The sequence below is a fragment of the Microbulbifer hydrolyticus genome (assembly GCF_009931115.1).
GTDB classification, from domain to species: Bacteria; Pseudomonadota; Gammaproteobacteria; order Pseudomonadales; family Cellvibrionaceae; genus Microbulbifer; species Microbulbifer hydrolyticus.
Genome location: NZ_CP047491.1, coordinates 1,526,142 through 1,547,029 on the forward strand (window position 1 = coordinate 1,526,142; position 20,888 = coordinate 1,547,029).

Here is a 20,888-nt window from a genome sequence, read left to right on the forward strand (position 1 = left end):
AAAACGCGCACAAGGTAAGCTGCCCCTGCCGGCGGCGTTATGTGTAATTACTGATGAGTGAAGCACTAGAAGCATTGCAATATTTATTCAGTTTCTGGCGGTTCGTCTTCAATAGGCCGTTTAGGAATGAGCGAATTCACAAATTCAAAAGCATGGGGTTTCCTAGAAAGCTTTTAGAGATAGCGGGTGTGTTGGTAGCAATCGCGGTAGGGATTGGATTGCCAATTTTGATTATGTACTTGCTATTTAAGTTAACTTTCAATTTGTAGAAGTTGGCCAGTGCAAGAATCAACACATAACAATCACAGGCAGTTTGCTACGGCCCTTTGGGCCTCCGCGGGACGGCCTACGCTACGCTTCGGCCGCCCCTGCTGTGGGCGTTATGCATAGAGACGAATTATGAACCTTGCTCTAATAGTCATCTGTATAGCTGCGAGTCATTTTGTTGCACTATTCTCGGAAAAAAAACAAAAGACGAGGTTGGTGCATCGATCCTAAGTGTTTCTATTGGGGCACTTTTTGCTGTTGTCGTAATGGCGATTGCCGTAGCAGTTGGTTACAGTGATTCTAGCGAAGTGCTGAACGATGACCTTGCTGGTACTTTAGGCACGCTGCTCTTGGTGGCTGCTGCTTTTGGCATTCGTGGATGGCAAGTATCATTGAAGCAGGCGACGAGCCAATAATGCATAACAAGGCGAGGCATTTCGTTCCGGCCCTGCGGGCCTCCACCGGACAGCTTACTTTGTGCACTTTATGCGCAGGTCGCTTCGCTCCCATTTTCGCGCATAAAGCGCCCAAAGCAAGCTGCCGCTGCTCGCGGCGTTATGGTGCCGGTCGGTAAAAATTAAAATTTGTTCCGCTGCAAGTTTTGCGCACAGTTTTGGCATCCAGCATTTGGCTTTTTGCCACGGCACATTTAAGTAGTTTCGTTCCTAGAGTGTTCGCTCGGGATCGGTAAAATGGGGCAATTCCGCAGCAGTATCGTGGCGTGCCAATAAGATAAAAACAGGTTGGGGAAACTGCGGTATTCTTTCCTCGTAATTTTCGGGCGGTGGCCAGCCAAGCCGTGGCTGGCAAGGTGCTAGTGGTTGGTCCAGAGCGCGTCAGCCATAACCAGGCTAGGCAGGCTCGCCCATCCCCTTCGGGGCTGGGCTGGACGTCCAACGCTACGCGTCGGCCGCCCCTGCTAGCAACGTTAGAGTTTCATGGAGTACTTTTATGGATTCACCCTACTTTAGTCTTAAGGGTAAAATAAATCGTAGGTCCTATGCTTTATTCGGGGTCGTTGTTCCAAGTATATTTTTTTTCGCATCGTATACTTCAACCCTGCTTGTGAATAATCACCTATTTTCCCTGAGTGCCGGAATTGGAGAAATTGCAGATTATTTGATTCTTTTTTTAACTGCTGGTTTAGTTTTGGCGCCAACTGTAAAAAGACTTCATGATGTTGGACTAAGCGGTTGGTTTTGTGTGTCTGTCTTCATCCCGAATCTCGGGTTAATTCCAATGGTGCTTTTAGTTTTTTGGCCCGGTAAGTCAACGGAGTGTTCGGAAAGTGCGGAGGGCGGTAAACTCTAACAATCGCAGGCAGTTTGCTACGGCCCCTGACGGGGCCTCCGCGGGACGCCCAACGCTATGCACATTTTGTGCGGGTCGCTGCGCTCCCAATTTCGCACAAAATGTGCATAGCATTGGTCGCCCCTGCTGCGGGCGTTAACTAAGAAAAGTCGCATGATCCAAAGAATAATAATTCTCTCTTTAATTGTTCCGGTATTTTCATTCGCGCATGAACTCCCTGATATCTCCAAAGAGTGGAATCATCGCGTAGAAAAGTTTCAAGAATATGTGGTGAGCAATAATTGCTCAGATGCGATTGAAGAGTCGAAGGTGCTACTGGAAATAGACCCAGCAAGTACTGAAGCTATGTTTTACTTGTACTACTCCAGTAAGAAATGTGGAAGTGAGTTACCTGAATGGCTCGGCGAGCCATCTAGCTGGCCGAATGGCGCAGTTGAGGAACGGTACTACATTGGTCTGGCCCAGACACTTGGCAGTGAAAAAGTTAACAAAGCCAGGCAGTAAAGCTCCGGGCCTTCGGCCCTCCGCGGGACAGCTTACCCTGTGCACATTTTACGCGGGTCGCTGCGCTCCCAGTTTCGCGCAAAAGGCGCACAAGGTAAGCTGCCCCTGCTGGCGGCGTTAGGCAGCAGCTATGGCCTTCGAAAATTTTCCGCCAGAACAAAAGAATCAATGGTGTAATTTGGATGCGAGCGGCAAAACTAAATGGCTTGATCTTGCAAGGAAGAGATGGTTTCGAGAATCCAAAAACCACTATATCGCTGAAAAAGGCCGTACTATCGAGCTACCTGGGGAGTTAATCCGTTGTGAGCTTGATTTTTACTGCGCGATTGGTGAGGCTGTAAATGGCCCGGGAGGCTATTTTGGGGCATGGTTTCATGGCTTTGATGATTGTCTTTTTGGTGGATTTGGTTTGGAGATTCCATATGAAATCATTTGGAAGAATTCCAAATTATCGAAGCGACATTTGGACTCAAATGCCCTCGAGGCTTGGCTCCAGGAAGATATGGATCAAGATGATGAGGAATGGGCGAGGGAGGTCAGAGAGTCATGGCAGGGCGCTGAAACACTCTTTGATGTCTTAGTTGAGGCTATAGGATCTGTTCCTGTGCGCTTTAGGAAGCCTGAAGAGGCTGTGAAGCTTACCTTGCGGTAACGTGGCTTGCCTAACAATGCGCTGCAGGCCGACGGCTAACTCTGAGCACTTTATGCGCGGTCGCTTCGCTCCGATTTTTGCGCATAAAGCGCCCAAAGTTAGCCGCGGCTGAGCGCGGCGTTATGTTTCCGCTGTAATGAGTAAGTAGTAAATGGAAAACAGTCTTTTTTATTTTGCAATTGCCGGTTTTTTCGGGCTTGCCGTTTGGCAACTTTTCACAAAAAACGGTAGGGGCAAGGCCTTAGGCGGCTCAATAGTCGAGACTCTATCAGAGCAAGTTGTGTACAAAAAAGGAGCAAAAACAACAGAAATCACAGTTCATGTAATTGCTCATGGTATGCCTCAGAAGTTAGTCGGCATTGAGATAAAAGAAAAAGCATTCGCAGGGTTTAGTCTGAAACCCGTTTCTTTATCCAAGGCTGAAGCCCTTCGTCTCGCTAAACTATTGACCGAAGCGGCACAAAAAACATAACAATCGCAGGCAGTTTGCTACGGCCCTTCGGGCCTCCGCGGGACGCCCAACGCTATGCACATTTTGTGCGGGTCGCTGTGCTCCCAGTTTCGCACAAAATGTGCATAGCATTGGTCGCCCCTGCTGCGGGCGTTATAAACCAAAGTCACAAGAATAAAGAGGTACTTCAATGAATATAAGTTTGACGGTCATCGGGCAATTCATAACCATATTTGCGGTAGTGATAGCTGCTGTCAGCTACTACCTTGGTAGACGTAAAACCGAGACTCCAGTATTAGCTGCGTTGCTTGGAGCAGTGTTCTCTATCATTCCAATTTTTGGTCTAGTTTATGTTGTTTTTTTAATGTTCAAAAAAGACCTGCCGCGAGATAGTGAGACTCCAGCGTAATTCGGTTTATAACAAGGCGAGGCATTTCGTTTCGGCCCAGCGGGCCTTCACCGGACAGCTTACTTTGTGCACTTTATGCGCAGGTCGCTTCGCTCCCATTTTTGCGCATAAAGCGCCTAAAGCAAGCTGCCGCTGCTCGCGGCGTTATGCCTTAGAGCAGAAATTCTGGCATCCAAATTGAAAAAAATATTTATTTATACCGGTACTTTGCTACTTGCGCTTTTAGCCTACTTCGTAACATTCTCATCATTTTATGAGTCATGGTTTCCCTATTACTATGAAGATTACCTTTCATACTTCTTCATGGTGGGCATTGGGGTTGTCTTAGCGGCGCCATTCGTGATTACTTTGGTAGTAGAATCAAAAAATGAGGAAAGCTACTTTTCCAAGTACGTCAGTTCAGCCATCAAGGTGCATGTATTCATAATGGCTCTATCTGTCTTAACGTTCACTTACATGATGGCCAATGGTATTTTGATCAATGGTTCCGGTGTCTACCAGGTCGTTCCAGCGAGTGAATAGGCATAACAAACAGCGGCAGAGCGACAGCCAACGCTACGCACTTTTTGTGTTACTCGCTGGCGCTCAAACATTAACACAAAAAGCGCTCCGCGCTGGCTGCGCCTGCGCTGGGCGTTATGTTCAGAACCATGAATAAAATTCTTCTTATACTCCTAGCCCTCCCAGGCCTTGCTCAAGCATGCTTTTCTCCTCCAGATAGACATTTTATAGCCATTGATAGACTGTATTATCAAATAGACAAGATTGTTCTTGCTGAAGCCATTGAAGAGAAGCCGTCTTTCAAAGCTCAAGGAATGGCAAAGTTTACCTTTCAAACAAAGGAAGTGTTAAAAGGAGAAAGTGGCAAAGCAAAATTTTCACTTGATGGGTTTCTCTATGAAGTGGGTCCTGTCGATTTCTCTAAGCATGAAGATGTCGAGTTTTGGGCTAATTCATATATAGGAAACTTTGTTGCACCCGGTGATTGCAATGTCTATGGAAAATTTACGGTTGGAGAAACATACCTTCTAATCATGGGTATTGATCACCCAAAGGCCTTTGAGGTAGTTCGATCTACCGAAGATAGGTGGTATAAAACGGTGAAATTTATGACGCAGAGGCACAAATGAACATAACAATGCGCTGCAGGCCGACGGCCAGCTTTGTGCACTTTATGCACGGTCGCTGTGCTCCCATTATCGCGCATAAAGCGCCCAAAATTGTCCGCGGCTGAGCGCGGCGTTAGAGTTTCGAGTAGTTATAGTGAAGAAAATAATAATTTTTGGCCTATTGGCATTCGCTGGGTGGAAAATCTACGAGCAAAATTTCGCTGCTGACGGAGGTCGGTGGGGAGACTACGGCGTCGAAAAGGTTGGTCGCTCCGTAGATGGCATGGAAATGATAAAGCTCTCTCCACCAAAAGAGCCAGCCCAAGCTAGCAAAGTCTCGAGTCAAAGATTTAAATGTGATGGGCGGCAACACTGTAGTCAAATGACGTCCAGAGAAGAGGCCGTTTTCTTTATAAGAAACTGCCCAAATACAAAAATGGACGGTGATAATGATGGGGTTCCTTGCGAGAACGATTCCAGGTTCTAGCTCCGCCAGCTCTAACAATCACAGGCAGTTTGCTACGGCCCTTCGGGCCTCCGCGGGACGGCTTACCTTGCGCACCTTTCGCGCGGTTCGCTACGCTCCTATTTTCGCGCAAAAGGCGCACAAGGTAAGCCGCCCCTGCTGTGGGCGTTAGTGCTACTAAGGATTCGAGATGGAACATTTCATAAGCGCGATCAGTTTCTTTCTCATCGCTTTCTTGACTCCTCTTTTAACCAAAAAGTTAAATGGGAAAAAGTATGAAAATATTGAGAAGAGAATTTTTCGAGATCTCGGAGATAGAATAGAAATTACAACCTCACTGGGTACTTGGCCGTTCGGTCCGAAGAGTTTACGAGTGAAAAAAGGAAGTGTCGCTATCATTCAGGAAGACGCAGTAATTAGCCTCTTTTTGAAAAACAAGGGCGTTATAGATTTATTCTTCGGTGGCATAAATTCAGAAGAAATTGCCCAAGAAGCGGCTAAGGTTTTTCCTGAAGCTGAAATTGTTAAGATACCCAGGCACTAACAAGGTGCGGCAGACCGACGGCTTACTTTGTGCATTTTTCGCGCAGTCGTTACACTCCTATTTTCGCGCAAAAAATACACAAAGTAAGCCGCCGCTGCGCACGGCGTTATGAATCTTGGAGAGTCCAAAGTTTGAATAGAGCTACTGTGTTCCGGTATCTGATTTGGTGTTTCTGGATTCTGATAGCGGTTAATTACGTATATAAGTCCGTCGTGGAAGGCTTCACGATTGATGAGGTTTTATGGTTTGGTGCCTTTCTTAGTGCATTTACGTTGCTCTACTTGCTCTTCATAAAGGTGTTTAAAGTCCAAAAATCTGGTCCAATTCCTTGGTATGCTTCACCAGTATTGTGGCTGGGGTTACCGGTAGTTTTGGTGATTGTGTACACGTTTGTGGGTCAAAATTCATAACAAGCAGCGGCAGAGCGACAGCCAACGCTACGCACCTTTTGTGTTACTCGCTGGCGCTCAAACATTAACACAAAACGCGCTCCGCGCTGGCTGCGCCTGCGCTGGGCGTTATGTTGCTCTAGCCGGAGAGTAGTGCATGTTTGGAATGATCTTTTATAAATTAAAAGAGATTCGTGATCACAAGTACTTCTTTAGGAAATGCAAGCGTTGTGGTCTCTACTCTGATGTAGCTGATTATCCATGTGGTCACTGTGGAAAAATGGATGAGAAAGAGCTAATCGAATTTTTAAAATTACGAGAACGAGAAGTAGAAGGAAACAATAATCTCGGGTTGGTTTTCGGCGTTGTCGCTGTTGTAATATCTTTGCTAATCATGAGCACGTTTTTCTAAATGGGGTACGTTTAACATAACAATCGCAGGCAGAAATGCTCCGGCCCTTCGGGCCTCCGCGGGACGCCCAACGCTATGCACATTTTATGCGGGTCGCTGCGCTCCCAGTTTCGCACAAAATGTGCATAGCATTGGTCGCCCCTGCTGCGGGCGTTAGGCACCTGTATGAATCAAAGAGATTTTAAGCGCAATGAAGAATTGCACTCTAAAACTCGCGACTCAATTGCCGCACTTGAAGATAAGATTGCCCAGGTTTTACTTGAGTCGTCAGGCTCTGAATACGGGTATAGTGTAGCGGTGTATTATTTCTTCGGAGTCTTGGCGGCGCTATTTCGATTTTTGGATCGAGAAAGTAAATTTAAGCGGTCGGCAATTGACGACTTTGAACTAGAAACCGTGTCGGAAACCACAAAGAAAATTCACCTCGAAGGGCGCTGTTATTGGCTTGGCGGAGGCCGCAGCTATGATACCTTTAAGATCGACTACGCAAAGAATACCGATCCTAAGCTCTATTCCTTTAAATTTAGAGCAAATGATCCTTGCGCATCTGAGACGCTATATGTGGGTAAAACCTATACGGGCTGGGAGATAGGAGATGCCTAACAAAGTGCTGCAGCCGACGCCTTACTTTATCCACCTTTTGCGCAGTCGCTACGCTCTCAATCTTGCGCAAAACGCGTATAAAGAAAGCCGCTGCTGAGCACGGCGTTACATTTTAAGATCATGATCATAGAAACTAAATTAGAAGAAAAAGATTGGAAGGTCTTTAGTCACTACATCCGGGCCAAAGCATTGGAAGATGCCAAGTCTTGGATTGATTCCCCTTTGTTCAATGTTTTCATTTGGCTGATGATTGCGGTCGTAATTTTGGGTGTTACACGGCCCGAGATGGGGTTGCACTGGCAGTCGGCAGCATTCTCCGCTGTCGTCTGCGCAGTTCTATTCTTCTCGATATATTCTAAAGAAGTTAAATTTCTAAAAAATCTACTACCGACTGCAGATAACTCAATCTATGAAAAGCGAGTAATAGAGGTGTCGGAGAGCGGCATTAGAAGTAAAAATTGTAAACATGATGTTTTTCTCAGCTGGGATAATTTTACTTCCATAGAATACGAGCGCGGATTGATAATGTTTTTTATAAGCCGGGCGAACGCAATTGTAATACCAGAAGCACAGGTGCCAGAACCCATGGAGCTCGTGGAGAAAGTTCGTGCCCTCGTCAAAATGTAACAAGGCCGGGCAGTTTGCTACGGGCCTACGGCCCTCCGCGGGACAGCTTACCTTGTGCGCGTTTTGCGCAGGTCGCTACGCTCCCATTTTTGCGCAAAACGCGCACAAGGTAAGCTGCCCCTGCCGGCGGCGTTATGTGCAGGAAATCCGAGAATGAATAGGGTCATTTTTTTCGTCCTCATTTTGATGTCATTTGGTGTGAATGCGCTTTCTATTAGCTGTGATAACGGGCCAAAAATAGACAGAAATCAACTGTCTGACGCGGTAAAGAACTGGCATGTATCTAGAGAGCAGACAGAAGAAGATGGAATCTGGCTAGTATTTGACGGGGAAATTCAAACTAAGATAAGTGGCTTGGTTATAGCAGAGGCTCTCGCCAACATTACTGACGGCCTGTCTACCGAATACAGCTTTAATTTGGCTGTTCATGAGGCTGGCGACGTATCTTTTACAAGCTTCGCTGCTCGAGAGAGCAACTATAAAAACATAAGCATAATCCTACGTTACTCCGAAGAAGGGGCATGTCCTAGTAAAATGGCGTTTTACCAAGGGCAGGTTACCGCGCTGTGAGGCAGCACATAACAAAGCCGGGCAATATGCTTCGGGCCTGCGGCCCTCCGCGGGACAGCTTACCTTGTGCACATTTTGCGCAGGTCGCTACGCTCCCATTTTTGCACAAAACGCGCACAAGGTAAGCTGCCCCTGCCGGCGGCGTTAGCTGCCGCAAGAGAATAGCTCTGTGAATAGAATCAACTTAGATGGGCAGGACTTAATATTCTTAAGCCAAGATGACATTTCAAATATTTTGGAAACAAAGACATTTGAAGGGTTTTCGCTTTCCCACTATGACATTCTTGCACCAGTGCTACAGGAGTATCGTGAATATAGTGGAGTTGAAATCGCTCTTATGGGGGCGAGAGGCCGATTTCAGTTAATCTGCTTCGTAAGCGTATCTGGTAAAAAATATAGAGTTCATATTGAGGATGTTATTTGCGAGCACTGTGAAAAAAGGAGCGGAATATCGGGCACACCTGGAGTATGGGACCTCTATCAATTCTGCAAAGATCCGCATGCGGTTCATAGTAGAGCAATGGCCTTGCCTGTAAAAAAATGCATTCACTGCTCAAGGTCGCTAAACCGCAGGCATACAATCTGGTTTGAGCACGAGCAATGCAGCTAACAAACGCAGGCAGTTTGCTACGGCCCTTCGGGCCTCCGCGGGACGCCCAACGCTGTGCACATATTGTGCTGGTCGCTGCGCTCCCTTTTTCGCACAATATGTGCACAGCATTGGTCGCCCCTGCTGCGGGCGTTATGCATTGTTGGCGTAAAGTATGGATTTTTGGCCGGTCATTTTGATACTTGTACTTTTCACGGCTTGGTTGTGTGAGTATCCATTACCAAATGGAAACAATAGCCCGAGAACATTTCGATCCAAAAGTAGATATATGCTTCTTGGGAAGTGGTTTATATTCCTCGCTTTTGGTGCTCTGGGTATTTGGGCTAGCCCAGTCTTTTTCTTCGTTTCCGGTATATTTTTTGTTCTTTTTGGGATTCAGTTGCAGAGCGCTCACTTTAAGCTAAGAGGGTAGCGTCATGCATAACAAACGCAAGCAGTATGCTGCGGCCCTTCGGGCCTCCGCGGGACGCCCAACGCTATGCACCTTTTGTGCGGGTCGCTGCGCTCCCAGTTTCGCACAAAAGGTGTATAGCATTGGTCGCCCCTGTTGCGGGCGTTACATTTCAGCGGCCTTCGATGCAGGCTTAGGAATCAGAATATGAAGCTATCAGTAGCGGCTCTCTGTTTGGTTACAATTTTCTCTGGGTGTGTTGGTGTAAATAGAAGCAGTTTGTCGGAGTTTTCTTACAAGCCCTACAAAAGTAATGAATCTCGGAAAAAGCATATTAGAGAAGAGAAAGGGGCGCCAGATGAAATAATCCAAGTTTCTGAAAGCTCAGAAAAATGGGTTTACCAAAGTGGCACTCATTTTGAAGGTGTCGTTTTGTGGCTGGTTGTACCGATTCCGTTTGTTTTCCCGTCTGGATTACATAGTGAAGAATATCTATTTAAAGGGGAGCAATTATTAACCATTTCAAAAAGAGATCATTCTTCTGAGGGGCTAGTTTACGGCTGCTACCCTTCGGGTGTTCATGGTGTGGTATTTGTTGACTGTGGAAAGGTTCCATTTAAGTGAGAGGCAATGTAACAAGGCCATGAACTTCGCGCCTGATGGTGCCGGACAGCCTACGCTGCGCTCCGGCTGCCGGTTATGGCAACGTTAGCACCCATTATGAATCGAGCACTATTAACAATAATCACAATATTTCTGGCTACAAGCACTATGGCAGGCTCTTATACCTACGACATCCAACAAGCAGGCTATGACTTTGACCAATATGACCTCAAAGGTGAAGCTTCCTATGAAATCTTCATAGAAGAATTTCGCAGGTTTCCATGGAAAGAGCAGGTAGGAAAAAATACTGGTGGATCAGAACCAACCATCTCTGTTAAAAACAAAGAAAGTAAAATTGATTATTGGGTTTCAGTTATTGGAAAGCCCAATGAGTATGCCTACTTAGTCGGTATTGTTCAGCCCAAAATGGTTAAAACCATGTTTGGCTTCGGCAAAGAAAAAGAGGTTCGGTGGCTATCCATTTATATTGCAGAGCAACAGCAAACAGTAGAGGGTACTTTTCAACTCTACTTCGCGGGTAAAATCGAAGAACTCCACAAAGAGCTTTCCGGGCTCCCTCTATTCACCGAGCAGGAGGTCAGGTAAAGTGCTGACAAAGCCAGGCACAATCGCCCCTTCGGGGCTGGACCTCCGCACTGCGTGCTCCGCCTGTGCTGGCGGCGTTAAGCTACGATGAAAAAAATACTACAAGCATTAATTTGTACATCAATAATATTGTTCTTCGGTTGCGCAGAGGACTTAGTGATTGAAGTTGAGCCACGCTATGGTTTCACTTTTGCTCCAGCAACTCACCTTACGGAAAATGACGAAATTTCAATCGAAATTTTAAGGCTTGGCAAGGAAGAAAGGCTCCGGTTCCATAAATGCGGTCCAGATTGTAATACGGCTGTTGAAGTTTCATCAGTTGGTGTAGAAAGCGTAAAAGGGAGCAATATAGTAACTTTTCATGCAAATGAAAATGGTAAATACTATTTCTGGTTAAACAATACCAAAGCCAAAGGACAGAAATCAGCTGTGAAAGTTAAGCGTGTAAAAAATACTTTAAAAGGCGTATTTCTCGAATTTGAATCAGGCTCGGAGATATTCATAATCCGAGGCAAAGCTTAACAAACGCAAGCAGGATGCTCCGGCCCTTCGGGCCTCCGCGGGACGCCCAACGCTATGCACATTTTGTGCGCGTCGCTGCGCTCCTAATTTCGCACAAAACGTGCACAGCATTGGTCGCCCCTGTTGCGGGCGTTAACTGTCAGTGTTACTGAAACAATGTAGGTAGAATGGAAGTTCAAGAATTTGAGTTACAAGTAAGTTCGCTGAGAATAGCCGTATTGGCTTTCCTCATGATATCGCCTGTAATCTACTCGTCGTTTTTGGCGGCACTAAAAATCGAGCCAGATTTTAGAGCTAAGTATGTTCTTTGGTCTGCCATGAAGACTTACGGGGTATGGTTCATAATTTTTCTGGTGCTTATTTTTACACCTGCATTACTTTGGGGGCTGGAAGGAAAGATCAGTGAGCGTGTATTTATTCAGCTAACGCATCCGCAAAGTATCTTTACAACGTTCTTTAATTATTTCTTGGGCTTAATCGCAATTTGCGCATCAATTCTCGTTCCAATATGGGAGCTTCGTAGGTGCGAAAATCAGCGTGTATAAAAACAGTTAACAAACGCAAGCAGGATACTCCGGCCCTTCGTGCCTCCGCGGGACGCCCAACGCTATGCACATTTTGTGCGGGTCGCTGCGCTCCCAGTTTCGCACAAAATGTGCATAGCATTGGTCGCCCCTGTTGCGGGCGTCAGGTTTTGAAGCGTGAATCAAAATATTTTATCTACTGGTGCAGTTCCTATTTCGCTAGCTTTGATTGGTATATATTCACAAGATCTTGGTAATCAAAGCAATGGGTTTGCTCGTAAGCCTGAAAATAACGAATCTATCGCCAATAGAGCGAAACTTTTTCGTTCAAATAGCATATACAAACAAAAAGATAAGAACTTAGTACGCTTTTCGCTCTCACGATCATTTGATCCCACTGTTCAGATCACCGTATCCATTGATGATGGAAATATGCAGATAGAGTCTTTATCAATAGGTATGTCTCAAGCGAACGAGATAGGTAAGTCAAAAATCGTAAATGTGGACAGGGAATATTTAAGTCAGATACGAACTCTAATTAAAACTGAGTATCTAACCTCTGAGAAGGAAGAATCGGACGCGGGGCTAGACGGAGCCATTTGGGAAATCGAAGTTACTTGGGAAGGCGAGTACTATTTCCATAGTGTATGGAGCCCTAGCTCTGGACCTGAGTACAAACTTGGCTACGCCTTGTTTAGCCGTGCATCAAGATACGTGTCTCTTGGAGAGCTGTACTAAAACCTAACAATCGGCTGTTATCGCACCTGCGGGCCCGGGGCGGCCTTACCGCCGCTACGCGGCTGCAAGTCCGCCCCAAATCCGGGCGTTACAATTTATAATAAGGAAAATCGTGAAATATTTAGCTCTGATAATTTTAATGATTGTGCCGATATTTTCGGTAGCAAACCCAGTCCCAGAATTTCCATTCGTTATTGTTACTGAAAGTATTGATAAGCGTGTAAAGCCGGATTTAGTCAAAATTCGATTTAATCTGGTTTCTTTTGATAAATCTTCGGAGAAATCTTTGGCTAATGTGAAAGGGGCCGGCTCTCAGCTTTTAAGTGTTATGAAAAAGTTTCAATTGCCGGTTTCAGCGCTAGAGTCCACCCAGATCGACAAAAAAACCAAAAGAGCTCGAAGAGATGGTGCATATAACCTTGAAATCTTAGGATATGAAACCAGTCAGAATTTCAAGCTAACTCTTAGCCAGCTAGAAAAATATCCAGAACTTATGGCTGACTTGGTTGCGATGGATGGCCTGGAAGGGGTAGAAGCATTTTTTGAAACAACTAAGGAAGAGCAGTATCAAAGTGAACTTATTAATGAGCTGAGCCAAAAGGCGCGGACCAAAGCCGAGTCTCTTGCCTCAGCTCAGTCGAGAAAAATCAAAAATGTGTTCGGCATTACCACAGAAGGTAGTTTTGGACAGGCTTACGCGATATTCGCATTAGAATTTGAACCATCGACTCACGCTCTTGCAATGGATGTCAGCTCCTATGATATGGATCTCACTATGATGGTTCCGGAGTTCATTGAAGTAAGGCAGAGAATCACTGCAATTTATGAGCTTCGCTGATGACCACAAAATTGTAACAAGGCCGGGCAATTCACTACGGGCTCCGCGGCCCTCCGCGGGACGGCATATCTTGTGCGCGTGTGCGCAGGTCGCTGTGCTCCCAGTTTCGCGCAAAAGGCGCACAAGGTAAGCCGCCCCTGCTCTGGGCGTTATTTTGCTCTCTAAATTAGGATTTTTATTTTGCTAAGAATATTACCCAGCTTTTTTCTATTAATATTTTCCTGCTTGGCAGTTAGTGAAGAGTTACCTGCGCCTCAGGAATTTATACTAACTTCCACCGACTCAGACAAATTCGCAGTTTACGTCTTTGAGCCCAGTGAAAGCAATCGATCTGGCAGCGCCATCATAACTGTGCATGGTGGTGGTTGGAGGTGGGGGAAAGCTGAATGGACTTTTAGAGCTGCTAGAATGTTTGCAAATTCTGGTATGTTGGCAGTAGCTGTAGACTATCGGCTTTCGAATGACAAAATTACGCCAGTGGATGCATTTCTTGATGTTTGTAAAACTTTAAATTGGGTTCGAGATCGAGCGAAGAAATATTCAATAGATTCTAATAAGGTGGCGGCTTACGGTGTATCTGCAGGCGGCCATTTAAGTTCGTTGGCTGCGACTAAAGGGTGCAATAATAATTTAGGTTCAAAAGAAAATGGCGGACCCGACCTTCTACTATTATGGTCACCAGCCTTGGATATGGAAAAGGACGGTTGGTTTAAAAAGCTATTGCTCGATAAGAGCACCGCAATTGATAACTCTCCAGTTGCTAATGTGAACAAAAATATGCCCCCTGTATCAATTGTACAAGGCGAGCTTGATACGCTGACTCCTACTTCTGGCGCTATCAAGTTTTGTGAAAAAGTTAAGTCTGAAAATGGTATTTGCGAATTGAATGTTTATCCTGGAGTTGGCCACTTGCTCACCAGAAACTTGGAAAACCAAGAGAGCAATTTTGATCCTGAACCAAAATTTGTAAAGGATGGCAATGAAAAGCTATTGAGTTTTCTAATCAAAAGTGGATTTGCCAATACGCTAGATAAAAAAGCAATCCAGCGACAAGCCGCTGATTAAGGCGTTATGGGGCATGAAAAATTTACCGACAATCAGAGAAGCGAGATCTAACGAAGCTGAAATGCTAACTGCCTTAGCCATTCGTTCAAAAGCCTATTGGGGATATTCGCAATCATTTATGGAGGCTTGTCGTAATGAGCTAACCGTCACAGGGAATTCTTTGAGATCGGCGGAGCTTCATTACTACGTTGCCGAAAGCGAATCTGGACTACTGGGATATTACGCAATTGAAAGGCTCTCTGATCGAGAATTCGAATTGGAAGCCTTGTTTGTCGAACCAGAATTTATTGGAAACGGAGTGGGTAGAGCGTTAATCGGCCACGCAAAGAATCTGGTGAAAAAACTAGGTGGTATAGCATTAATCATTCAAGGCGATCCCAACGCTGAAAAGTTTTATCGCGCAGCAGGTGGCGTGCTAAATGGTATGAGAGAATCAGCTAGTATTTCTGGTCGTCGATTGCCTTTGTTCACAATAGATTTGGCGAGCGACGATGTCGCATAACAAGCGCAAACAGAATGCTCTGGCCCTTCGGGGCCCCCAATGCTATGCACATTTTGCGCGAGTCGTAGCGCTTCCATTTTCCCACAAAATGTGCTTAACATTGGGCATCCCTGCTGGCGGCGTTATGTATAAGTGAGTCGTATAGTGAATCTAGGTGCCATAGGTGCAAAAGCAGCTTCCTTGAGGAGCCATAAATTAACTGATCCTTGTCGGCGTTGTGGTCTCCATTACGTGATTGAAGATAATGAAAGTTGTCCCCACTGCGGATCGCTAACAGATTCTGAATTGCTTCAGCTTTTAGAAGAGATTGAAAAGCAGCAATCTGGTAATCGACGCATAGGTATTATATTCGGGTTTGCCGCAGCGATTGTTTTAGCAATTTTGTTGGCATCGGCCCTGTAGTGCCAACATAGCAATGCGCTGTAGGCCGATGCCTAACTTTGTACATTTTATGTGCGGCTGCTTTGCGTCCATTCTCGTGCATAGAGCGCAAGGTTAGTCACGGCTGAGCGCGGCGTTAGGTGGGCAATGAACTAAGAGAAATGGCCCTTATACATAGAGATTTCAACGATGGATATGAGTATCTCAGTCCGGGAGAAAAATTGGTTATACGTAGTTTTTCCAAGGGTCTAGCTTGAGAGCGCAGCGTCACCTAACAAGCGGTTTTAGTGGCTGCGAAATACACGGCTGGGGCAGGTTCCGCAACACTCCAGCCGCACCTAAACCGAGCGTTAAGCGATAAGGAATAGATCCTTGAAAAAAATACTACAAAGAAAAACCGCCTTTGTTTGTCTCGTCGCTGCCACTTGCTTGATTTTGCTAGTTCCTTTGGCCGCCATGCAGTTCAGCAGTGAAGTTCGATGGACATTCTTTGACTTCATGGTTATGGGAGCTTTGTTACTATCAGCAGGCAGCCTGCTGATACTCCTATCTCGGAAAATTTCCTCAAGGCATTTTCCATTTTTAGCGACAGTCGTTTTGATAGGTTTTCTCTATGTTTGGGCCGAGCTTTCCGTTGGTATATTTTTTTCTTTCGGTAATTGAGATCCAATAGCGCTTAACAAGGCCGGGCAGTTGGCTCCAGGCCTTCGCCTCTCCACCGGGCGGTTTACCAGGTGCGCATTTTGCGTGGGTCGCTGCGGCCCATTTTCGTGTAAAGCGCACATAGAGCGGGCCGTCACTGAGTGCGGGGTTATCCATTTAATAGGATAGGTGTTAGTGATCAAGAGAAACCAAGTATTAATTTTTACAATAGTAGTTTTATTTTTCAGTAGCTTAATCGCTTTGGCAGCAAAGAAGGCCGGGAATACAAACTTAAGCATTTTGTTAGTGTTCACGCCCAGCTTGGTCGCCCTGCTAATGGTTTTGCTGGTAGATGGTGGGAAAGGCGCCAAAGCCTTGTTTGTTGACCAGTTGATCAAGCCATTTGGTTTGGGTTGGTTTCTGACCGCACTGCTGGTGTTCCCGTTGGTGGGTGTTGCAGCCGTGACGCTGCACAGTATGTTTGGTGGGCCATCCTTGGGGCTGCGGACAACTCAGTTGTTACCGCAGTTGATCGTTATTTTAGTAATTTCGCTAGGCGAGGAGTTTGGCTGGCGTGGCTATTTATTACCAAAGTTACAGGAGAAATACTCGGCATTGACGGCCAGCCTGATTTTGGGTGCGGTGTGGGGTTTTTGGCATTTCCCGGCTTCATTAATAGGTACTGGTGTTCCGCAGGAGATGCCATTTTTTGTGTTCCTGGTCTGGGTGTTGTTGGCAACGTTGTTGATGACGTGGGTATATAACAATACGGGCAGCGTGCTTTTGGCGATTCTCATGCACTCGATGGCAAACGCGACATTTAACTACTTGCCACTTTTGCCCGAATTTGTTGGTCAATTAAATACGTTTTTTGTATTCCTGGCGGCGGTCGGGTTGTTGACCTCGGTGGTGATATGGCGCTACGGACCGCGCTGTTTAGTCCGCGCCCCAAATCGGGCGGTGACAATTACTCAGACCGGATTCGGCGCGTGAATGCGCCGCCGTCAAGCTAACGGTTAGCCTTATTTGCATACGGAAGACACATGGAAAATTTAAGTTGCCGGATCAACGTGGCATCAAAGCAATAAAAAAATTATCAGGAATTTACAGGTGTGGTAGGGACAGTGGGTTTCGATCCCATAAGCCTGGAGGGGTGTACAGGTTTGCCGGGACAAAAAGTTAAAAAAGGGAGCGAGAACTATGAACAGGTTGACCATTATGCTACTGGGCGGAGCCCTACTAGGGGGCTGTGGCGCGGATCAGCAGGGAGCTGTGGACTTGGCGGGGTATGAGCCATACCGGCAGCAGGCACTTGAAATTGCCCAAACCACGATTATTGCTGATACCCATATTGATGTGCCCTACCGGCTGGTCGAAGACTACGAGGATGTCAGCAAGGCAACCGAGCGGGGCGATTTTGATTATCCGCGGGCCGTGGCCGGTGGGCTGAATGCTCCGTTTATGTCGATCTATACCCCGGCAGAGCTCGAGCAGGAAGGTGGAGCAAAGGCCAAGGCCGAGGAGTTGATCGGGCTTGTGGAGCAAATGGTAGCCGGGGCGCCAGACAAGTTCGCCATTGCCACCTCCTGGGCCGATATTGAGGCACACTTTGAACAGGGTCTCATTTCACTGCCCCTGGGGATGGAAAACGGCTCGCCCCTGGAGGGTGAGCTGGCCAACGTGGAGTATTTCTACAAGCGCGGGGTGCGCTATATCACACTGGCGCATTCGCTTAGTAATCATCTCTCAGATTCCAGCTATGACGAGGCACGGCCGGCCGGTGGGCTTACTGAATTCGGTCGCGAGGTGGTGACCGAGATGAACCGCTTGGGCATGATGGTGGATGTTTCCCACCTGTCCGACGAGGCGTTCTACGATGTGCTGGAAGTGACCAGCAAGCCGGTTATTGCCAGCCATTCCTCCGCCCGTCACTTTATCCCGGGCTTCGAGCGCAACATGAGTGATGAGATGATCGTGGCGCTGGCGGAGCAGGGTGGTGTGGTGTTCGTGAATTTCGGCAGTACCTTTATCAGTCGAGATTCTTATCACAGCCGCGGGGTGCTGCGCGAGGAGCGCCTGCGCTTTATGCAGGAAAAGGGTATAGAGGACCGGGACGACCCCCGCGTAAGGGATCATATGGAGGCCTTTGGGGCCGGGCAGCCACCTTTCCCTTTTGCCAGTCTGCAGCAGGTGCTCGACCATATTGACCATATTCGCGATATCGCCGGTATTGACGCCATTGGCATAGGGTCCGATTACGATGGCGTGGGCGATACCCTGCCGGTTGGCCTGAAGGATGTTGCCAGCTACCCGAACCTGATCGCTGGTCTGTTGGCCCGCGACTACAGCGAGGCGGAGATTCGCAAAATCCTGTCCGGCAACTTGAAAAGAGTATGGCAGGTGGTAGAAGCTTGATCGTACACCAGTAAATCAATGTGGGAGCGGCCATAAGCAACTCCCATGGTGACATGAGCAGCAATCAACGCAATCCAGCTCGGTAATTAGGCGGTGTGTGTAAAAGTCGGTTAGGTTTTATCTTGGTTTTGTGGTTTGTACCGACGCTCTAGTGTAATCAGAAATATATTTAATCGAGATCAATCCAATGAAGTGGTCAATTCCCTTGCCCGTAGTTCGCTCCGCTATAACTGAGATACTGTCGATTGTTATCGGTGTTTTACTTGCATTGGCAGTCAATGAATGGAATCAAAATAGGATTGAGAAAATTAGGGCTGCTGAGGCAATTGAGAATGTCGTTCAAGAGATCCGATCGAATATAAAATTCATGAATGTTGTGCATTCCAATAACCGGGCAGTCGTCGAGTTATTGAAGAATGAGAGTGTCCATCAAGATGATGCAGACGAAAAGCAATTTGTGCCAGGGCTGCAAATCCAAGATGCGGCATGGAAAATGCTGAACTCCACTGGGGTTTCTGAATTCATTGACTATGAAACCCTCTACGATATATCTGCGATTTATTCTCTGCAGGATATTTACAAGTCTCTGGGGTATCAGCTGGTAGAGACCACAATGAGTAATCGTGCGTTAGTGGCTGCGCTTTCGCCAGATGCGTCAAAAACACTCGGTGGTGATTTGTTCATGGAGGATATGCTTCTTATTGATAGCGTGGAAGAGGCCCTGCTAAGTAGTTATGCTAAAACGTTAGAAAAATTGGAGCGTCGGTAGCCCTCTGTTTAATCACCTTTCACGGTCGCTATGAGCCTGTGCATTCGTTTGTAGTGGCTGCCTTTCCAGTAAACTCTCCCGCAGCCCTCACAGCGGCAATATTCGGTGAACTTGCGCCGGCTTGTGGGGGGGATTTGCGACCAGACTTCCTCCCGGGTGACCTTCGTCAATGTGCCATTGCACACCGTGCAGCGGGAAAAGGGTGCGAAGCTATTCTGTAATTGCAGTCTATGTACGACCTCGGCGAGCTGCTTGAGTGGACGGATGGCGCGAACGTAGTAGGCATGGGTCAGGGCCTTGCGCTTTAGCAGGTCCAGGTCGCGAGTGAGTAGAATCCGTTCTTGTTGCACCGAAATCTCGACCAGCCTCTGGTCTGCGCAATGGCCGGAGAACACACAGTCGAAGCCCAGCATCCGCAGGTAGCGGGCCAGGCGCCCCAGGTGACAGTCGAGCACAAAGCGTGATTCGCGCAGAGGCCGAGGGCGCAGGCGGGTGATGCTGGAAATGTCCAGTGCCTCAAACAGCGGGTACACGCTGATGCGGTCACCGTCTTCAGGGTGATAATCGAAAGCCGCTGACTGCCCGTTCACTAAAATCAGGTCGACTTCCGTATGTGGCACGCCCACGGCTTCGATGATGTTCTTGACTGCACCCAATACGACAAAGTCCCGCGTGAAATCGCGCTGTTGTAGCGGTTTGGGCAGGAAGTCGTTGAGTTCCCGGTAGAAACGTAGGGTCAGTCTGGGCATTGCGCACCCGTGTGCGATGGTGGCCTGTTTGTGTGGGTGATTCCGATCCCGTTGAATCACCGTTATAGTAGACGGGTAAACACAAACTCAGTGCAAAACAATGATAAAAAAGCTGTTGTGGTCCCTGTTTCTGTTCGGCGCGGTGTTGGTGGTTCTGCTACAGATTCCGCCCTCCCAGCCTACTGCCTCTCAGCCGGCTTCGGTGCTGGAACTTCTCAATGAGCCAGTGCCCGGCCACGCGAACCTGATTTCCATCCAGCCGTTTATGACGGTGTACGATTATTCCGACGCAGACCTTTTCGCGCGCAAGCTGCGAGGCTATTTACTGCAGGCGCAGCAGGCCGACTGGCTGACTGAGAATAGCCTGGTGGTTTTGCCCGAACATATCGGTACCTGGCTCGTGGCTGAGGGTGAAGGCTTCCCGGTTTTTGCATCCGAACGCGCCGATGTTGCCCTGCTGTGGGCGGCGCTGGGTAACCTGCCGGGGTTTGTAAAGAGCCTCTGGGGTGAAAGTGCCCGCGATCCTTTTGCTGCGGCCCTGTTCAAGAGCAAGTCTGTTGCCATGGCGGCACAGTACCAACAGGTTTTTACCCGTCTGGCGCAGGATTTCGGCGTGACACTGGTAGCTGGGTCCATCGTGCTGCCGGATCCGCGGATTCAGGACGGACAGATTTTACCGGGGAAGGGGCCTCTGTATAACAGCAGCTTTCTCTTTTATCCCGATGGTGCCGTTGCCGGTCCGGTACGCAAGGTTTACCCGATCGACAGCGAGCTGCCGTTTACCCAGGCGGCATCACAGGAACTTCCGGTTTTTGATACGCGCCTGGGGCGGCTTGCGATATTGATCTGCGCGGATAGCTGGTACCCGGATACCTGGCAGCAGGTTGCCACTGCGGATCTGGTAGCCGTTCCTTCATTTGCCTCCCCGGATGGTATCTGGGAAATGCCCTGGGGTGGCTATAACGGCGCTGCGGCGCCGGCCGATGTTGACCCGGCGGATGTCGGCAAATTGCGTGAAGGGGCAGCCTGGCGCAAGTACGCACTGGCGGGCCGTGGCGGCAGCCTGCGCGCAGGAATCAATACCTTTATGCGTGGTGACCTCTGGGATCTCGGCGATGATGGTCGCACCACGGCGGTACTACAGGGCGCAGTCATCCAGGGCCAGCGTCGCGACGGAGCGGTCATTTCCAGCCTCTGGTTACCGTAGATGTTGGTAAAA

Annotated in this window: 27 protein-coding genes; 26 read left to right on the plus strand and 1 reads right to left on the minus strand. The window is 47.7% G+C overall.

The genetic code is table 11. From position 1 onward, the window contains the following. Positions 1-1,218: 1,218 nt before the first annotated feature. The 25 genes from GTQ55_RS06495 (at position 1,219) to GTQ55_RS06610 (ending at position 18,920) form a co-directional block, all read left to right on the plus strand. A complete protein-coding gene (locus tag GTQ55_RS06495; RefSeq protein WP_161857829.1) occupies positions 1,219-1,578 on the plus strand; it encodes a DUF805 domain-containing protein in 360 nt (119 codons plus the stop codon). Positions 1,579-1,731: 153 nt separating this feature from the next. Next, the gene (locus GTQ55_RS06500) at positions 1,732-2,082 is read left to right on the plus strand and encodes a hypothetical protein (protein ID WP_161858002.1); all 351 of its coding nucleotides are present in this window, start codon (positions 1,732-1,734) and stop codon (positions 2,080-2,082) included. Between the two features lie 130 nt (positions 2,083-2,212). Beyond that, positions 2,213-2,734, plus strand: a complete 522-nt coding sequence (locus GTQ55_RS06505) for a barstar family protein (RefSeq protein ID WP_161858003.1) — start codon at positions 2,213-2,215, stop codon at positions 2,732-2,734. Between the two features lie 151 nt (positions 2,735-2,885). Beyond that, the gene (locus GTQ55_RS06510) at positions 2,886-3,206 is read left to right on the plus strand and encodes a hypothetical protein (protein ID WP_161858004.1); all 321 of its coding nucleotides are present in this window, start codon (positions 2,886-2,888) and stop codon (positions 3,204-3,206) included. A gap of 169 nt (positions 3,207-3,375) precedes the next feature. Then, positions 3,376-3,594, plus strand: a complete 219-nt coding sequence (locus GTQ55_RS06515; protein WP_161857941.1) for a hypothetical protein — start codon at positions 3,376-3,378, stop codon at positions 3,592-3,594. 650 nt (positions 3,595-4,244) lie between these two features. Then, the gene (locus GTQ55_RS06520; protein WP_161858005.1) at positions 4,245-4,724 is read left to right on the plus strand and encodes a hypothetical protein; all 480 of its coding nucleotides are present in this window, start codon (positions 4,245-4,247) and stop codon (positions 4,722-4,724) included. Between the two features lie 361 nt (positions 4,725-5,085). Continuing rightward, a complete protein-coding gene (locus GTQ55_RS18075) occupies positions 5,086-5,190 on the plus strand; it encodes an excalibur calcium-binding domain-containing protein (RefSeq protein ID WP_237567912.1) in 105 nt (34 codons plus the stop codon). Positions 5,191-5,359: 169 nt separating this feature from the next. Beyond that, positions 5,360-5,713 carry a hypothetical protein gene (locus GTQ55_RS06530; protein WP_161858006.1) on the plus strand — a complete coding sequence of 118 codons (354 nt, stop codon included), beginning with the start codon at positions 5,360-5,362 and terminating at the stop codon, positions 5,711-5,713. A 966-nt stretch (positions 5,714-6,679) separates the two neighbouring features. Further along, positions 6,680-7,117 carry a hypothetical protein gene (locus GTQ55_RS06535; protein ID WP_161858007.1) on the plus strand — a complete coding sequence of 146 codons (438 nt, stop codon included), beginning with the start codon at positions 6,680-6,682 and terminating at the stop codon, positions 7,115-7,117. A gap of 120 nt (positions 7,118-7,237) precedes the next feature. Then, on the plus strand, positions 7,238-7,744 hold the full coding sequence (locus GTQ55_RS06540; protein WP_161858008.1) for a YcxB family protein: 507 nt from the start codon (positions 7,238-7,240) through the stop codon (positions 7,742-7,744). Between the two features lie 153 nt (positions 7,745-7,897). After that, a complete protein-coding gene (locus tag GTQ55_RS06545; RefSeq protein ID WP_161858009.1) occupies positions 7,898-8,314 on the plus strand; it encodes a hypothetical protein in 417 nt (138 codons plus the stop codon). A 169-nt stretch (positions 8,315-8,483) separates the two neighbouring features. Beyond that, positions 8,484-8,924 (plus strand): hypothetical protein, encoded by a 441-nt coding sequence (locus GTQ55_RS06550; protein ID WP_161858010.1) that lies wholly within the window; start codon positions 8,484-8,486, stop codon positions 8,922-8,924. Positions 8,925-9,522: 598 nt separating this feature from the next. Further along, positions 9,523-9,939 (plus strand): hypothetical protein, encoded by a 417-nt coding sequence (locus GTQ55_RS06555; protein ID WP_161858011.1) that lies wholly within the window; start codon positions 9,523-9,525, stop codon positions 9,937-9,939. Positions 9,940-10,014: 75 nt separating this feature from the next. Continuing rightward, positions 10,015-10,524 (plus strand): hypothetical protein, encoded by a 510-nt coding sequence (locus tag GTQ55_RS06560; protein WP_237567861.1) that lies wholly within the window; start codon positions 10,015-10,017, stop codon positions 10,522-10,524. A 156-nt stretch (positions 10,525-10,680) separates the two neighbouring features. Continuing rightward, positions 10,681-11,046 carry a hypothetical protein gene (locus GTQ55_RS06565; RefSeq protein ID WP_183946576.1) on the plus strand — a complete coding sequence of 122 codons (366 nt, stop codon included), beginning with the start codon at positions 10,681-10,683 and terminating at the stop codon, positions 11,044-11,046. Positions 11,047-11,213: 167 nt separating this feature from the next. After that, positions 11,214-11,591 carry a hypothetical protein gene (locus GTQ55_RS06570; protein WP_161858013.1) on the plus strand — a complete coding sequence of 126 codons (378 nt, stop codon included), beginning with the start codon at positions 11,214-11,216 and terminating at the stop codon, positions 11,589-11,591. A gap of 156 nt (positions 11,592-11,747) precedes the next feature. After that, on the plus strand, positions 11,748-12,308 hold the full coding sequence (locus tag GTQ55_RS06575) for a hypothetical protein (RefSeq protein ID WP_161858014.1): 561 nt from the start codon (positions 11,748-11,750) through the stop codon (positions 12,306-12,308). Positions 12,309-12,420: 112 nt separating this feature from the next. Beyond that, on the plus strand, positions 12,421-13,146 hold the full coding sequence (locus tag GTQ55_RS06580; RefSeq protein ID WP_161858015.1) for an SIMPL domain-containing protein: 726 nt from the start codon (positions 12,421-12,423) through the stop codon (positions 13,144-13,146). A 180-nt stretch (positions 13,147-13,326) separates the two neighbouring features. After that, a complete protein-coding gene (locus GTQ55_RS06585) occupies positions 13,327-14,211 on the plus strand; it encodes an alpha/beta hydrolase (protein ID WP_161858016.1) in 885 nt (294 codons plus the stop codon). Positions 14,212-14,224: 13 nt separating this feature from the next. Further along, entirely contained in the window at positions 14,225-14,713 is a 489-nt protein-coding gene (locus GTQ55_RS06590; RefSeq protein WP_161858017.1) for a GNAT family N-acetyltransferase, read from the plus strand. Positions 14,714-14,944: 231 nt separating this feature from the next. Next, positions 14,945-15,115 (plus strand): hypothetical protein, encoded by a 171-nt coding sequence (locus GTQ55_RS17925; protein ID WP_183946574.1) that lies wholly within the window; start codon positions 14,945-14,947, stop codon positions 15,113-15,115. Positions 15,116-15,466: 351 nt separating this feature from the next. Beyond that, positions 15,467-15,757 carry a hypothetical protein gene (locus tag GTQ55_RS06595; RefSeq protein ID WP_202620669.1) on the plus strand — a complete coding sequence of 97 codons (291 nt, stop codon included), beginning with the start codon at positions 15,467-15,469 and terminating at the stop codon, positions 15,755-15,757. Between the two features lie 174 nt (positions 15,758-15,931). After that, on the plus strand, positions 15,932-16,729 hold the full coding sequence (locus GTQ55_RS06600; protein WP_161858018.1) for a CPBP family intramembrane glutamic endopeptidase: 798 nt from the start codon (positions 15,932-15,934) through the stop codon (positions 16,727-16,729). 207 nt (positions 16,730-16,936) lie between these two features. Next, positions 16,937-18,151: a dipeptidase gene (locus GTQ55_RS06605; protein ID WP_161858019.1), complete on the plus strand. Its 1,215-nt coding sequence runs from the start codon at positions 16,937-16,939 to the stop codon at positions 18,149-18,151. A 187-nt stretch (positions 18,152-18,338) separates the two neighbouring features. After that, the gene (locus GTQ55_RS06610; protein WP_161858020.1) at positions 18,339-18,920 is read left to right on the plus strand and encodes a hypothetical protein; all 582 of its coding nucleotides are present in this window, start codon (positions 18,339-18,341) and stop codon (positions 18,918-18,920) included. An 8-nt stretch (positions 18,921-18,928) separates the two neighbouring features. Here GTQ55_RS06610 and GTQ55_RS06615 read toward each other — a convergent pair whose 3' ends face one another. After that, a complete protein-coding gene (locus GTQ55_RS06615; RefSeq protein ID WP_161858021.1) occupies positions 18,929-19,669 on the minus strand; it encodes a Mut7-C RNAse domain-containing protein in 741 nt (246 codons plus the stop codon). 100 nt (positions 19,670-19,769) lie between these two features. Between GTQ55_RS06615 and GTQ55_RS06620 the strand changes: the two genes are divergently transcribed. Next, entirely contained in the window at positions 19,770-20,876 is a 1,107-nt protein-coding gene (locus GTQ55_RS06620) for a carbon-nitrogen hydrolase family protein (protein WP_161858022.1), read from the plus strand. Positions 20,877-20,888: the final 12 nt, after the last annotated feature.